The organism is Psychroserpens mesophilus, from assembly GCF_000826645.1.
Classification (GTDB): domain Bacteria; phylum Bacteroidota; class Bacteroidia; order Flavobacteriales; family Flavobacteriaceae; genus Psychroserpens; species Psychroserpens mesophilus.
The window spans coordinates 149,551-164,877 of sequence record NZ_JXJP01000008.1; the positions used below are offsets into that span (position 1 = coordinate 149,551).

General features: G+C 34.0%; 15 protein-coding genes. 8 read left to right on the top strand and 7 right to left on the bottom strand.

What is annotated here, in order from left to right; all coding sequences use genetic code 11:
• Window positions 1-2: 2 nt before the first annotated feature.
• Window positions 3-737: an energy transducer TonB gene (locus TD18_RS07945; RefSeq protein ID WP_040250966.1), complete on the bottom strand. Its 735-nt coding sequence runs from the start codon at window positions 735-737 to the stop codon at window positions 3-5.
• An 89-nt stretch (window positions 738-826) separates the two neighbouring features.
• Window positions 827-2,980: a TonB-dependent receptor gene (locus TD18_RS07950; RefSeq protein WP_040250969.1), complete on the bottom strand. Its 2,154-nt coding sequence runs from the start codon at window positions 2,978-2,980 to the stop codon at window positions 827-829.
• 137 nt (window positions 2,981-3,117) lie between these two features.
• On the opposite strand from TD18_RS07950, the gene TD18_RS07955 reads away from it, so the two are divergent.
• Window positions 3,118-3,798, top strand: coding sequence for a lysoplasmalogenase (locus tag TD18_RS07955; protein WP_040250971.1), 681 nt, complete (start codon window positions 3,118-3,120; stop codon window positions 3,796-3,798).
• A gap of 104 nt (window positions 3,799-3,902) precedes the next feature.
• On the opposite strand, the gene TD18_RS07960 is transcribed toward TD18_RS07955, so the two are convergent.
• Window positions 3,903-5,174: an NAD(P)/FAD-dependent oxidoreductase gene (locus tag TD18_RS07960; protein WP_040250974.1), complete on the bottom strand. Its 1,272-nt coding sequence runs from the start codon at window positions 5,172-5,174 to the stop codon at window positions 3,903-3,905.
• Between the two features lie 131 nt (window positions 5,175-5,305).
• Here TD18_RS07960 and TD18_RS07965 point away from each other — a divergent pair, with 131 nt between their 5' ends.
• Together TD18_RS07965 and TD18_RS07970 are read left to right on the top strand one after the other, a co-directional pair.
• Complete coding sequence (locus TD18_RS07965) at window positions 5,306-5,800, top strand: RNA polymerase sigma factor (protein WP_040250977.1); 495 nt, start codon at window positions 5,306-5,308, stop codon at window positions 5,798-5,800.
• A gap of 4 nt (window positions 5,801-5,804) precedes the next feature.
• Complete coding sequence (locus tag TD18_RS07970; RefSeq protein ID WP_040250980.1) at window positions 5,805-6,446, top strand: hypothetical protein; 642 nt, start codon at window positions 5,805-5,807, stop codon at window positions 6,444-6,446.
• A gap of 136 nt (window positions 6,447-6,582) precedes the next feature.
• Here TD18_RS07970 and TD18_RS07975 read toward each other — a convergent pair whose 3' ends face one another.
• Together TD18_RS07975 and TD18_RS07980 are read right to left on the bottom strand one after the other, a co-directional pair.
• Window positions 6,583-7,383 (bottom strand): lysophospholipid acyltransferase family protein, encoded by an 801-nt coding sequence (locus TD18_RS07975; protein WP_040250982.1) that lies wholly within the window; start codon window positions 7,381-7,383, stop codon window positions 6,583-6,585.
• Between the two features lie 48 nt (window positions 7,384-7,431).
• Window positions 7,432-8,073, bottom strand: a complete 642-nt coding sequence (locus TD18_RS07980) for an NUDIX hydrolase (protein ID WP_040250985.1) — start codon at window positions 8,071-8,073, stop codon at window positions 7,432-7,434.
• An 8-nt stretch (window positions 8,074-8,081) separates the two neighbouring features.
• Between TD18_RS07980 and TD18_RS07985 the strand changes: the two genes are divergently transcribed.
• A complete protein-coding gene (locus TD18_RS07985; RefSeq protein WP_040250988.1) occupies window positions 8,082-8,795 on the top strand; it encodes a peptidylprolyl isomerase in 714 nt (237 codons plus the stop codon).
• 159 nt (window positions 8,796-8,954) lie between these two features.
• The gene (locus TD18_RS07990) at window positions 8,955-11,117 is read left to right on the top strand and encodes a M3 family metallopeptidase (protein WP_040250989.1); all 2,163 of its coding nucleotides are present in this window, start codon (window positions 8,955-8,957) and stop codon (window positions 11,115-11,117) included.
• Window positions 11,118-11,217: 100 nt separating this feature from the next.
• On the opposite strand, the gene TD18_RS07995 is transcribed toward TD18_RS07990, so the two are convergent.
• Both TD18_RS07995 and TD18_RS08000 read right to left on the bottom strand, forming a co-directional pair.
• Entirely contained in the window at window positions 11,218-11,829 is a 612-nt protein-coding gene (locus TD18_RS07995) for a trimeric intracellular cation channel family protein (protein ID WP_040250993.1), read from the bottom strand.
• Between the two features lie 132 nt (window positions 11,830-11,961).
• Entirely contained in the window at window positions 11,962-12,678 is a 717-nt protein-coding gene (locus tag TD18_RS08000) for an RDD family protein (protein WP_040250996.1), read from the bottom strand.
• A gap of 35 nt (window positions 12,679-12,713) precedes the next feature.
• On the opposite strand from TD18_RS08000, the gene TD18_RS08005 reads away from it, so the two are divergent.
• From TD18_RS08005 to TD18_RS08015, 3 genes are read left to right on the top strand one after another with little or no spacing between them, the layout of a single operon-like run.
• Window positions 12,714-13,691, top strand: coding sequence for a stage II sporulation protein M (locus tag TD18_RS08005; RefSeq protein ID WP_040251000.1), 978 nt, complete (start codon window positions 12,714-12,716; stop codon window positions 13,689-13,691).
• Window positions 13,692-13,706: 15 nt separating this feature from the next.
• Window positions 13,707-14,582 carry a glycerophosphoryl diester phosphodiesterase membrane domain-containing protein gene (locus tag TD18_RS08010; protein WP_040251004.1) on the top strand — a complete coding sequence of 292 codons (876 nt, stop codon included), beginning with the start codon at window positions 13,707-13,709 and terminating at the stop codon, window positions 14,580-14,582.
• Window positions 14,583-15,326: a hypothetical protein gene (locus TD18_RS08015; RefSeq protein WP_040251006.1), complete on the top strand. Its 744-nt coding sequence runs from the start codon at window positions 14,583-14,585 to the stop codon at window positions 15,324-15,326.
• Window position 15,327 lies beyond the last annotated feature (1 nt).

A 15,327-nucleotide genomic window follows, 5' to 3' on the forward strand; every position in this document is an offset into this window, starting at 1 on the left:
CTCTATTGCTGTTCATATTTAAAATGAATAGGAATACTGTACGGCATACTTACTGCTCTACCTCGTTGTTTCCCTGGAGTCATTTTAGGTAATAGACTAATAATACGTTCAGCCTCTTTTTCTAAAATTTTATCTGGACCTCTACTTCTTATTTTTGTCACATTTCCATTTTTATCAATAACGAATAGAACATATACTTTTCCATGCATTTCTAATTCAAGTGCTCTTTCAGGATATTTGAAATTATTATTCACGTGCTCTAGCATTTTAGCCTGAAAGCAATCAATCTGTTGCTGTTTGGTTCCTCCTTCACATCCAGGAAACACAGGAACGTTTTCAATGACAGCAAACGGAACTTCAATATCATCTTCTACTTCCTCTACGTCTACTTCCTCTACACTAGCAACATATTCTTCAATAGCATCGCTTTGTCCAATCTCACTACTCTCAATAATAGTTTCTTCAACCTCTACCTGATCTTCAACAACTTTAATATCGTCTGGAACTAGCGCTGGTGGTGGAGGTGGTGGAGGTGGTGGAACGTCTAAATTTACAATTGGAATATCTTCTTCAATAAAATCATCAACTTGCACAATATCTCGTGCAGTGACGTCTTGTTCGTATGTTTTATGTTCAAACATAATATACGTGATCAATAACATCAAATTCAAGCCGACAGCAAAATAGAGACTACTATTTCTGCCTACTTCTACGTCTGGGTTTTTTTTAACTTGCATAACTCTTAAATTTTATAGTATGAAGTTACTGTAAGATCCTCAGAAAAAATATGATAATTATCATGTCACCACATTCTGAAAAGTTAATTTTACAAATTATCTAATTGATTGTCAGTTCCGTCCTCACTAATTGTCCAGAAGAATCCAATAAAGAAAAACTGATCTGCAGCAGGTTGTAGAGAACGTCTAGCAAAATTTCCATTAGCGTCTGGAGTATTTGCATATTGATATCCATTGATGTTTTTAAAAGCAAAAATATTGTTTACAGAAGCATATAAAATCTTTTGTGGACTGATCAAATACGCCCAGTTTAAACTCACACTATTAAACGATTTGGTTTTCTCACCTAAAAATTCGTTGGTATTAGGGTTTGTATATGGTCGTCCTGAAGCATAGTTATAAGAAAACCCAACTTGACTTTTCCAATCATCAATCCAGTATTTTGCTACTGCCGAAAAGTTGTGTGTATTAGCAAAATTAGGCTGTGCTTGAATAGGATAATTTCTATAATCTCGTTCGGTATCTAAATAAGAGTAACTGATCCAGTAATCTGTATTTTTTATACTTTTATTATCTCTCCAAAAGACATCTAAACCTTGAGCAAATCCAGAACCTGAGTTGTCAAACACAGAATTAAAGCCTTCAAATTCTGTATCAAACTTTACCAGATTATTATAATCTTTGTGGTATAGTTCTGCTCTAAATAGACGTCCGTCGTTTACATATTGGTAATTCAGGATGTAATGCTTGGTATTTTGGGTCTGTACTTCTGAATTAAATTTTAAAATACCATTGTTAGCATTTTGATAAAAATCACCATATGCTAAAGATAGTTGTCCGTTTGTCGAGGTTTTATAGGCTATAGAGGCTCTAGGCGCAATATTAAATTCGTTCGAAAGTTCATAATTATCAGCTCTCACTCCTACTTTCAATGCTAAATTTTTATTAAAGATTATATCGGATTCAACAAAAGCTGCTGAATTATTATTTGAAAATCCGTAGCTACCTGTAAAACTATCAGATTGTATGGCTTCATCAAACTTTGTAGTAAAATGCTCTAAACCGAAACTAAGTTTAAATCTACTATTAAAGCGTTTTTTAAGTTTGAATTTTGCATGAGCAGAATTTTCGCTGTCATCTACACTCAAGGCGTCATTAAAACCAACGTCTGTTCTAGCAATGGTGTAACTTAGACCTGATTGAACAGACCAATTGTTACCTAAAATACCTTGATAGGATACATTGGTATAAAAGTTTCGGTTATTTAGTTTAAAGCGAGTTCCGTTAGCATTGTTAATATCATCTTGAATCAAATCAAAATTTGACGTATCAAAAGCTGCATAAAATTTTAACATGCCTGTTTCAAATTTCTGCCGAAAAACAGCTTCACCTTGAGCACCTTCGTAAGGCTTCTTCCAATCGTTTCTATCTGGATACAGGGCAATATAAGGTGCTAAATTTATGTAAGACGCATTGACACTTAACGATGTGTTTTTCCATTTTTCTGTATGACCTAAGCTACCACCAACACTCATAATTCCAATATCAGTCTTTTCCTGATCTGGTTCATCGATGGTATTTAATAGTAAAACACTAGACAATGCATTACCAAATTCTGCAGAATAACCACCTGTTGAAAAGGTAATACCATCAAACAAAAATGGTGAATAACGACCTCGTGTAGGAATATTATTCGCAGTAGGTGAATACGGTGTAAACACGCGAATGCCATCAATAAAAATTTGCGTTTCGTTAGCATCTCCTCCTCTCACGAATAATCGTCCGTCCTCAGCTACTGTAGATGTCCCAGGCAAAGTTTGTAATGCACCAACAAAATCGCCAACTGCACTCGCTGTAGTGACGACATCTAAAGGTTTTAATACAGACACTTTACTGTTATCATTAGCTTCAAACGTTCCTGCTGATATAACCACGGTATCTAGTGCGTTGACATCTTCTCTTAATTTAATCTGAAGATTATTGAGCGTTGAAACATCACCTGCAATTGTTTTGGTTTCATATGATAAATATGAAATCGTTAATAATTGAGTTCCCGTTTCGGTAGTTTTAAATAAAAATTCTCCATTATCATTTGTAGTTGCACCATCATACGTGCCATCTAAATACACATTGGCACCAATAACAGGTTGATTTTTAGTATCGGTCACTTTTCCACTTATAGTCGTTTGCGCAAAAGAAAGTGTCGTGATTAAGACTGATAAAATAAATGTTGAAAGTTTCATGGTTTGGTTGTTTTTAGTTGTTCGATTTCTAATTGATGAAACAAACTTCTTATATTTATCAGATTACCAAAATTCTAATGTACTGAATTGTTAATATTGAATGATGAATTGCATATTTTTACAAAAACCTTTTTGAAATGCTTTCTAAATCTGAGCAAAAATTCACATCTATCTATGCTATCATTGTAATCATCGAATTGCTATGTGCATCCATTACTAGTTTAACCTCAATACGTTATTTCACAAAACCTCTGATAGTTTTATCGCTGTTATTATTTTTCTTATTTCGGAGTCAGTTGATTACTAAAAATGTTCGAATATTGACGATACTTGCGCTTTTATGTTCGTTATCTGGTGACATTGCACTATTATTTGACGGCATTAGTCCAAATTATTTTATGCTGGGTTTAGGATCTTTTTTAGTAGCACATGTGATGTATGTTCTTATATTTTTAAAACAAAGAGACCCTTATAAATCACCAGTACGTTTTACAGCTCTTATGTTATGTTATGCTGCACTTTTATTTTATATGATGAAAGACGGTTTAGGAAATTTATTAATTCCTGTAATCGTGTATATGATTGTCATTTTAAGTATGTCGACAACTGCGTATTTGAGGCAGAAACAAGACCATGTCATGAGTTATAACTGGGTTTTCACAGGTGCCATTTTATTTATGGTATCTGACAGCATTTTAGCATTAGATAAGTTTTTTCAACCTCTAGCCTTAAGTTCTATTTTTATTATGCTAACCTATGCTTTAGCACAGTATTGTATTGTTATCGGAATTTTAAAGCACAACGGAAATTTGCGTTAAGGATGGAAACGGCATCCTTTTTTGTGGTTACGAATTTTTTAATGACGTTATCATATAAAACAAAAAAGATATAGTGGACAGCCTGACCGAAGGTAACGCCCCAATTATTTTTTAAATGGCCTAATAATTAAGCGCGCTGCTTTATCAAAATTAATGTAATTGTAGGTCCAATTAAAAAACACAATGACTCTGTTTCTAAAACCTACCAAGGACATCAGGTGAATAAACATCCAAACGAACCAAGCGAAAAAACCACCAAACTTGAAGTGTTTTAGGTCGACAACCGCTTTATTTCTTCCGATGGTAGCCATAGAACCTTTATCGTTATATACAAAAGGCTTCATAGGTTTATTCTTGATTTTTCTGAGCAGATTTTCACCGAGTAATTTTCCTTGCTGAATTGCTGGTTGAGCGACTTGTGGATGACCATTTGGGTAAGCTTCAGTAGCCATTAGGGCAATATCGCCCACTGCAAAAATAGTATCGTAGCCTTCAATTTGATTGAAGTGATTAACCTTATAACGGTTGCTTTTTTCTATTAACACTTCAGCTTTCAATCCGTGAACAGGAGCACCAGTTACACCTGCGGCCCAAATTAAAGTTTCGGATTGAAATTCAAGATCTGTATTGGTTTTTACCAAGTTTCCATTGTAATCCTTAACGTGGGTATTGCAATGTACATTAACACCCAGGTCAGTCAAAAATTGTTCAGCTTTCTGAGACGCAAATTTGCTCATAGGAGGCAAAACTCTTTCAGCGCCTTCAAGCAAATGGATGTGCATGTCTGTAGGATTCAAGTCTTTATAATCTCTTGGAAGAATATTATTTTTAAGCTCTGCAATTGCACCTGCAAGTTCAACACCAGTAGGTCCTGCGCCGACAATTACAAAATTTAGAAAAGCCTCACGTTCTTGTTTAGAATTGGCTATAGCAGCTTTTTCAAAATTTTGAAGAATCAAACTTCTAATATCAAGTGCCTGAGGAACACTTTTCATTGGCATACTATGCGCTTTAATTGTATCGTTTCCGAAAAAATTTGTTTTAGTACCCGTAGCAATGATTAAGTAATCAAATTCAATAATACCAATAGAGGTTTTTATAGTGTTGTTCTCAGGATAAATTTCTTCTACTTCAGCTAATCTGAAAAAGGTCGTTTTATGTTTCTTAATAATTTTCCGAAGTGGATAAGCGATAGAATCTGGTTCTAAGCCTGAACTAGAAACCTGATATAAAAGTGGCTGAAACGTGTGATAATTATGCTTATCAATGAGAACGACCTGCAGGTTTTTATTAGCCAATGTTTTTACTAATTTAACACCTGCAAATCCGCCTCCTATGATAACAACTCGAGGCAAATTTGATATGGGAATATTCATAATTTTAATTAAAACTATCCATACAAAGATAAGTTTTAGCAAGACTAAAATCTTATTTTTGAAGATTACTTAAAACAAAATGTAACATTTTAAACAGGAGAGCTACTTATAGTTAACTAACCGATAAAAATTTGGATAAATCACTAGAACATAGTTTTGTTGAATTACTCGAAAAACATCAAAACATAGTGCACAAGGTCTGTAGATTATACACCAACAATCAGGATGCGCACAATGACTTGTTTCAAGAGATAACTATACAGTTATGGAAAGCCTATCCAAAGTTTCGAGGTGATGCTAAGTTTAGTACTTGGATGTATCGTGTAGGTTTAAATACAGCAATTACACTGTATCGCAAATCAAAACGAAGAATACGCACTGAGGAGTTTGAAAATGTTCAGTTTAAAATAAAATCTGAGCCTTATGACGATACCGAAGAACAGCAATTAAAACTATTGTACAAAGCTGTTCATCAGCTTAATGACATTGAAAAAGCATTGGTGTTTTTATATCTCGAAGACAAAAATTATAATGAAATAAGTGAAACCCTTGGTATTTCTGAAGTAAATGCACGTGTTAAAATGAACAGGGTTAAGAAAAAATTAAGAACAATATTAAATCCGTAATCCTATGGATGAATTAGAATTATTAAAAAAAGACTGGAAGAAAGAAGATCAGGTCTATCCTAAAGTATCATATAATGACATTTATAATATGATATTGAGTAAGTCATCTTCAATAGTAAAATGGATATTTATAATAAGTATCTTAGAATTTGTCTTTTGGTTATTTATTTCCTTCGGTTTGAAAGCTTCAGGTTATAATTTAGAATTGGCTGGTATGAATAAAAATGCAGGTTTTATAATAATCTCAATTTTTTCTTATGCGGTTTTAGCCTATTTCTTCTATAGGTTTTATATCAATTATAAGACTATTAATACCACTGATAATGCCAAAACCCTAATGGAAAATATTTTAAAAACCAGACGAACTGTTAAACAGTACGTGTTTTTCAATTTAGTGGTTTTAGTGATAGGTGTTGCTTACATGATGCCTTACGCAATCAATCATGACGAAAGCTCAAGGGTATTGTTAGAAAACGCAAAAGCGAGTGGTGAACTATTTAAATATTACGCCAGTATAGCCTTAGTGACTATTATAGGCTTAGTAATCGCTATAAGTGTGTTACTCCTATTTTACTGGCTTATTTATGGTATTCTTTTAAAACGTTTGAATAGAAATTACTTTGAACTTAAAAAGCTAGAGGTTTAAATGACGTAACGCATAACCCTCAATATTGAAGATCATGATGTAAGCTATTACGTTACTTGGCTCGGAATTGAAACTGTTTAAGTTAACAATATTCAGGTATTCAAAAACAGAGCATCCTAAAGACAACAGCTACAAACTACCAGTTTCGTAGTTCTTGATTTAGTCGTTCTTTTTCTTCTAATTCTTCTTGAGGAATCACTTTTAAAAATGAAGGATGTTGCTCAATAGCATATTCGATTTTTTCAACAATGTCAGCTATACTTTCATTCTCATAATCAATTTGCAAAGGTGCTTTTATCTCAAAAGATTGATACACATTTTTCTTTTTAACGCGAAGTCCTTTTTTATCAAATGAGCGTCGAAAACCGTCTATAACGATAGGTACTACAATGGGCTTGTATTGTTTAATAATATGTGCCGTTCCTTTACGAATAGGCTTAAATGGTGTTGTTGTTCCTTGTGGAAATGTCACTACCCAACCATCATCTAATGCTGTTTTGATACTGGTAATGTCACTCATTTTCACTTGTCTGTTCACATCTTTTCCTTCTGAACGCCAAGTACGCTCAATACTAATTGAGCCTGTGTAAGCAAAAATTTTAGGAAGCAAACCAGATTTCATAGTTTCTTTAGCAGCCACGTAGTACATGTTTAGTTTAGGATTCCATAAGTACCCTACATTTTTTATACTATCAAGGCGTCCGCTAAGGCTCGCATTAAAGACATGAAACATGGCAATAACATCAGCAAAGTACGTTTGATGATTTGAAATAAAAAGCACGTTTGTATCAGGAAGATTTTTTATAATGTCTGAACCTTCTATTTGTAGTTCATTAAAACCTCTAAATCTTCGGTGTGTTAAAGCACCCAAAATTCTGATTAGCCATTTTTTTACAAAAAGTATGTGCCCAAAAGGGTTTCTTTTAAATAATCCCATTAAATCATTGTTATTAAGCGGAAAGACAAACTTACAAAAAACTCCTACTTAGAGCACTTTTTTTAACAAGTCTTTCACTTCACTTAGCATCATAGCAGTTGCGCCCCAAACCACATGATTATTTAATTTGAAAGCTGGAACCTCAACACGAAGGTCATATGATGTTGGCACAGTGGTTTGGAAAACAGTTGATTCATCTAAAAAATGTGAGAGTGGCACTTCAATTAAGTCTTCAACTTCTTCATCTTGTTTAATAAACTTTGGAGTTTGCTGAGTTACTCCAAAAAACGGATGCACTGTAAAATTGCTTGGTGGTATATACATAGGTGTCATTCGTTTTAAAACTTCAACAGCATCCCTTGGCACGCCAACTTCTTCGTGGGTTTCTCTTAAAGCTGTCACTTCTAAATCTAAATCATTGTCTTCTAGTTTCCCTCCAGGAAATCCGACTTGAGCCGAATGCACGCCTTTATAGGTTTTTCTCAAGATTAATATCAAATGTGTTTCATGATCTTGGTTAGGATAAAACAAGGCCAAAACGGCTGCTTGCTTTGCTGTTTTCATCAACGCTCTGTTACGCTCCATCAATTCCAAACGATATGGAGGCGACATTTTAATCTGAGATGCTTCGCCTGGAAGTTCTAGATTTTTTATTTTTGATACCGATTTTAAAAATGTATTGAAATCCATCTTAAAAAATGAAGCGACTTTTTTTTATAGTGATTAGCATGTGCTTAATGAATTGTGAAGATAAACAATCTCGTAAGAAAACAAATACCATAACTTCAGATTCCTTAGCTATTACTCAAAAAAAAGAACATTATAAATCAAAAAGTGCATCACAAAAAACGCCTAAAAGAGAATATCCTATTCTAACTGAAAATAATGCTATGGACTTCTTTCTGCAGTATGAAAAAGAGCACAAAGAAAATAAAGTCCGTCTGGTAACCGATTTTGGAAACATTGATATCCTACTATTCAACGAGACGAAATTCCATCGTGCAAACTTCATTTATCTTATAAAACAAGGCTATTTTGATAATACACAATTTTATCGTGTTATTGAAAATTACATCGTGCAAGGAGGCAGTACTGATGATAGAGATGTCATGAAACGACGACGAAAAATCGGCAAATACTTACTACCTACAGATACCAAACGTGGCTTTAAACATGACAGAGGCGTTATTTCCATGCCTAGTAGTGATATTGACAATCCGCATAAATTGGCATCACCTTATGAATTTTTTATCACCTTGAGAGATGTGTATCAACTGGATGGTGATTATACAATTTTTGGAAAGGTTATTAACGGACTGGATGTTTGTGATAAAATAGCCGAAGTCGAAACAGATGATGGCGATTGGCCTTTACAGAATGTCTATATCAGAACCGTAGAAATTATCGAATAAGGTTTGTCGCTTAGGTGTTAAGGAAATTTGTCTTCATCTCAACACCAATCAACTTTGCAACAAACAAGTGAACAACTCACTTTTTAACATATCTGAAACATAATTTCAAGCTAATTTTCGATATCTTGAGCCACACTAAAACTAATTCAAATTAACACAATGATTTCAAAATCAATTAAAGCTGCTGTTTTATGCAGTATCGTACTTTTTGCAAGTTGCAAAAAAGACGAAAAACAATCCGATAACAATGAACAATCAACTGCAATGAGTAACAATATGTTGTTACAAGAATGGACAGGTCCTTATGAAGGTGTACCTGCATTTGATAGAATGAAAGTCGATGACATCAAGGACGCTATCTTAACTGGAATAGAATTGAGTCTTGAAGATATCGATGCCATTGCAAATTCTGAAGAAGCACCAACGTTTGAAAATACGATTGTAGCGATGGAGAGTTCTGGAAAAGAACTTGACAGAGTCTATACCTATTACGGAATTATGAGTAGCAATATGTCGTCTCCTGAATTCAGAGATATTCGTGCAGAATTAGCGCCTAAGCTATCAGATTACAGTTCAAAAATTTCTCAAAACAAAAAGCTTTTTGAGCGCATTAAAGCTGTTTATGATGCCTCTCAAAAAAATCCCTTACCAGCAGACCAGCAACGTGTAGTAGATTTAACCTACAAAAGTTTTGAAATGAATGGTGCTAATCTTGATGAAGCTAAGAAAAAACGTTACGCTGAAATCAATAAAGAATTATCTACACTTTACACAACCTTCTCAAGTAACGTGCTTCACGATGAAGAAAATTATGTTACATATCTAAACGAAGACCAGTTAGGTGGTTTATCAGAATCATTTATCAAATCGGCTGCTAAAATTGCCAAAGATAAAGGTCAGGAAGGCAAATATGCGATAACTAATACGCGTTCTTCAATGGATCCGTTTTTAACGTATTCAACAGATCGTGAATTGCGCAAGCAAGTATGGACGAACTACTACTCGCGTGGTGACAATGGTGATGAGTATGACAATAATCAACTTATTGCAGATATCTTAAAATTACGTAGAGAACGTGTAGAACTCTTAGGCTATGATAATTACGCGCAATGGCGTTTACAAGATCGCATGGCTAAAACGCCTGAAAATGCTATGGATTTAATGATGGCTGTTTGGCCAGCTGCCATTGCACGAGTTGAAGAAGAAGTTCAAGACATGCAAACGGTTGCAAACGAACTTGGTGACAACATTACCATTGAACCTTGGGATTACAGATATTACGCTGAAAAAGTACGTAAGAAAAAATACGACTTAGATAGTGATGAAGTCAAACAATACCTTCAACTTGACAAATTAACTCAGGCTTTATTTTATACAGCCGGACGATTATTTAATTATAAATTCACACCTGTAGAAGAAGGCTCTGTTCCTGTATTTCATGAAGATGTGAAGGTTTGGGAAGTTACCGATAAAGATACAGGAAAACACATTGGTTTATGGTATTTAGATCCTTATGCTCGTGAAGGAAAGCGTTCTGGTGCTTGGGCAACAACCTACAGAAGTTATACGTCTTATGAAGGTGAAACTAATGTATTGGCATCTAACAATTCTAATTTTGTTAAACCTGCTCCTGGTGAAGCTGTACTTGTGTCTTGGGATGATGCAACAACATTTTTTCATGAGTTCGGACATGCTTTACATTTCTTCTCAAGTAATGTAAAATACCCAACACTTAATGGTGGTGTTAGAGATTACACGGAATTCCAATCGCAGTTATTAGAACGCTGGTTGTCTACCGATGAAGTGATCAATCAGTTTTTAGTACACAATAAAACAGGTGAGCCAATTCCGGCTTCTTTAGTTGAAAAAATTAAGAAGGCTTCTACTTTTAATCAAGGTTTTGGAACCACGGAATACTTAGCGTCTGCTTTAATGGATATGAAATTACACTTAGCAGATCCTGAAAATATAGATATTGATAAGTTTGAACGTGAAACTCTAGCCGAACTTAACATGCCAGAAGAATTACCAATGCGTCATAGAACGCCACATTTCGGACATGTATTTTCAGGTGAAGGTTATGCCACTGCGTATTATGGTTATATGTGGGCAGATGTACTAACTTCTGATGCTTCCGAAGCATTTAAAGAAGCACCAGGTGGTTTCTACGATGCCGATGTTGCCGAAAAACTAGTAAAATACTTATTTGCGCCTAGAAATTCTATGGATCCTGCCGAAGCGTATCGTCTTTTTAGAGGTCGTGATGCTAAAATTGAAGCATTAATGAGAGATCGAGGATTTCCTGTGCCAACCACTAAGTAATTTAAATTAAAAAAATCCCATTATCTGGTTTTAAACTCAGGTAATGGGATTTTCTATTTTAATGAAGTATTGTTATAAATATAAAGCTTACTAGAAACTCTCAATTGTCATCTTTATACAAACTAGGTAGACTAATTTTAAACTTTACTGCTAACAGGCGTGTTACAATGACAATAGTTCCAGCGATAACAAATATAAAATTCGTATCTGCCATAAATTCTCTGAGTAAAAAATAGGTGAGTCCGCCCAGTATACAAGCGGTTGCATAAATTTCTTTTCTGAAAATTACCGGAATTTCATTACACAAAATATCTCTGATAACACCACCAAAACATGCTGTCATGGTTCCTAAAGCGATGCAAATAATGGGATGCAATTCTGCAATGATACCTTTTTCAATTCCAACAACTGTGTATAGACCAATTCCAATGGTATCGAACAAGAATAAAGATTTACGCAAATAATTCAGTTTACTTTTAAATACAATAGCAAATACAGTAGCACCAAAAATCACATAGACGTAAGTCATGTTGGTCATCCATGACACAGGTTGTATTCCGATTAAAACATCACGAAGAGAACCACCTCCAACTGCCGTTACAAATGCAATAATAAGTACTCCAAAAGGATCCATACGTTTATTAAGTGCTACCAGAACACCCGAAATAGCAAATGCTATAGTTCCTAAAATATCTAAGACTTGAAAAAACATAAATTGATTAAACTAGATGAGGTAAAAGTACTCAACTCTGTTATATATATTTAATGAAGCGAATTAATTCTGAAATTAATAACCAATTTTATAATCAGTGATTACAAAAGTTAAAAATACTTTACAATTCGCTTACATATTTTGTGTGTAATAATTGTAATCTTTAATGGCAGTATCTACAAATTCGATAGGCTTTTGTAGTGGCTCGACTTCCATAACTTTAATCATTCTGTTGTATAAAGACAAGATAATATTATGCTGTCCTTTGGTTATGGCTTGATCATAGAGATTTTTTATAAGTTGCATTTCGTCATCTTTAAAAACTGTGACTTGACTATAGGTTGGAACATAACCACTTGGAATTTCCTTCAACAATGTATCGTTTATCGTCAATTTCACTTTCTCACTAATTACCGTTGTACCAGCCGCAATATCTCCAACACGCTGACCGTTTCCTCGAATGAGTATCGTTAATACCGCCAATCCACCACTAGTTAGCGAAACATCTACAATACGAAGAATCCATCTCACAAAATAATTAGCAAAACTGGGTTTAGAGCCATCAAGTTTAACAACTCTGGTCTTCATAGTATATTTACCAATCGTTTGTCCGTTCCAAAAGGTCTCTAATAGCACATAGTACAGAAATGCAGGTAAAGACACTAAGAGCCATAATGCCCAAAAGTCTCTCATATCTAAATCTATGGATATCATGATCATAATCATACCAAAAATATACAACCCAATAATCAAGGTATCAAGTAGGTAAGCCAACAATCTGTCTCCTAGGTTGGCTACATTTTGTTGAATACCCACATTTTGGGCTGTTTCTATTTGAAATTCCTCCATATTTTCTTTTCTTTGAAAGTAAATTAAGTCCTCTAATGCGAGAAGCTGCTTTCGTTAAGCAAAATAAAGACAAATGGTTAAGATTTGAAAGCGTTCTTTCAAATAATAATACAATTGATCCTAATGAACTTTCTGATTTATACATAGAAATTACAGATCACCTGAGTTATGCTAAAACCTTTTACCGAAACAGTAATACAGAGCGTTATTTAAATCAAATAGCATCTCAGGCGCATCAAAAAATTTACAAAACTAAAAAAGAACCTAAAAATCGGTTGATTTCATTTTTTAAAACTGAATTCCCAACCATGTTTTATCAGCATCATCGCGAGTTGTTAATTTCGTTTTTAGTCTTTCTATTGTTCTGTATTGTAGGAGCTTACTCTGCAGCAACCGAAGGTGACTTCGTTCGCTCAATTCTTGGAGATGCTTATGTAAACATGACTATCGAAAATATTGAAAATGACGACCCAATGGCAGTTTACAAACAAATGGGCGAATTTAATATGGCTTTAGGCATCACAATAAACAATATAAGAGTGGCACTTATGGCCTTTGCCTATGGTATTATGTTTGGAGTTGGCTCTTTATTTATCATGATGCAAAATGCTATTATGCTCGGAAGCTTTCAATACTTCTTTTATGAAAAGGGTCTATTATGGGAATCGGTTCGAACCATCTGGATACATGGAACCTTTGAAATCTCTGTCATTATCATTGCTGGTTGCTCTGGATTGGTTTTGGGTAATGGAATGCTCTTTACCGGAACTTATACCAGATTAGAATCGTTTAAACGTGGCGTCATTAACGGACTTAAAATTTTAATAAGTACTATTCCCTTTTTTATAGTTGCTGGCTTACTTGAAGGCTTTGTTACCAGACATACTGAAATGCCAGATTGGCTAGCGATACTCATAATTGGAGGATCGCTCTTTATTGTTATTTATTATTACGTAATTTATCCAATACAGCTACATAGAAAGTCCCAAAACATACAACTAAATGAACTTTAAACTAATTCGTACACCATGAAAAGTTTCATAGAATTAAAAAAACAACGTGAATTCGGAGAATTATTAGCAGATACGTTTGCTTTTATTAGAAATGAATTCAAACCTTTCTTTGGTGCTCTCATAAACATATCAGGCCCTTACGTAGCCTTATTTTTGTTTGCTATGGTATTTTATATGTATATCGTTGGCGATCAATTCAATTTTGATTTAATTCAATCTAACCAGTTTTATAGTAGTCCGTTGAAACTAATTTCAGCCTATGGTCTATATTTTGGCACTGCAATTCTTGCCTATACGTTTACGACATCAACTGTATTGCACTACATAAAATCGTATGTTAAACATAAAGGCATTGTAAATGTTGAAGAAGTGAAACGTGATGTTTATAAATATCTATGGCGTTTTCTTGGTCTCTCAATTCTAAAGGGACTTACTATATTTATATCCTTTTTAATTTGTTGCTTACCCGTTTTTTATTTTGTGGTTCCTATGGTCGTAGTCTTACCCATTTTGGTCTTTGAAGAAATTGGTGCTTCCGATGCGTATGCAAAAAGCTTTCCGCTTATAAAAGATGAATTTTGGATAACATTAGCCACAATACTAGTATTTTTAATCATTTACTGGGTAGTATCCAGTGTTTTTGCCATCCCAACTATAATCTACACCTATGCAAAAATGGGTATTTTTAGTGGCGAGATAGATCCTGGTAGTCTGGATACCTTTGTGGATCCTGTTTATATTTTTCTAAATGTTTTAAGCCAGTTCTTTCAATACATACTTAACGTTATTACCATTGTAGGATCGGCATTTATATACTTCAATTTAAATGAACGTAAATACTTTTCGGGTACACTAGAGCGTATTAATTCACTTGGGAAATCTGAAGAATAAATGACAGTACTCAAGTTATTTTTCTGTATTCTTTTAACTGTTCCATTGCTTACAATAGCTCAGGACAAGAATGTAGTGGAAAACTTTGACCAGACTGATCTTGATGTGAAGAAGATTTCAGAAGAAGATCTTGAAACATTTAAAGCTGATGAGGATTTTAATTATATCGAAGTTGAACCTGAAGATAATTTTATTGTTAGAGCGTTCAATAGGTTTTCTGAATGGGTTAGCAATATTATTCGTGAGATTATTGAGGCTATTTTTGGCGTTGGAGAAGCACAAGGCCTTTTGTATTTTATTTTCAATGTTTTACCTTATCTGATTTTAGCTTTCCTGATTTTCTTGCTGATACGATTCTTCTTAAGGGTTAATTCCAGAACACTTATCACTGGACAAAATGAATCGGCTGGCTTTCAGTTTACTGAAGATGAACAAATTATCAAAAACGAAGATATTAATGCCTTGATTGATAATGCTATTGCACAAAAGAATTATAGATTAGCGATTCGCTATTATTATCTTTTATCGCTAAAATACCTTACAGAAAAACAAGTCATTACCTGGCAACAAGAAAAAACAAATGAAGATTACATTACCGAAATAGAATCAGAATCTATTAAAAGTAATTTCAAAAATATCACCAGAATTTATGATTATGTATGGTATGGTGAATTTAATATTGATGAGTTACGATTTGAAAGTTTAAAGATTCCTTTTGAATCCCTAAACAACAGCGTCAAGTAAT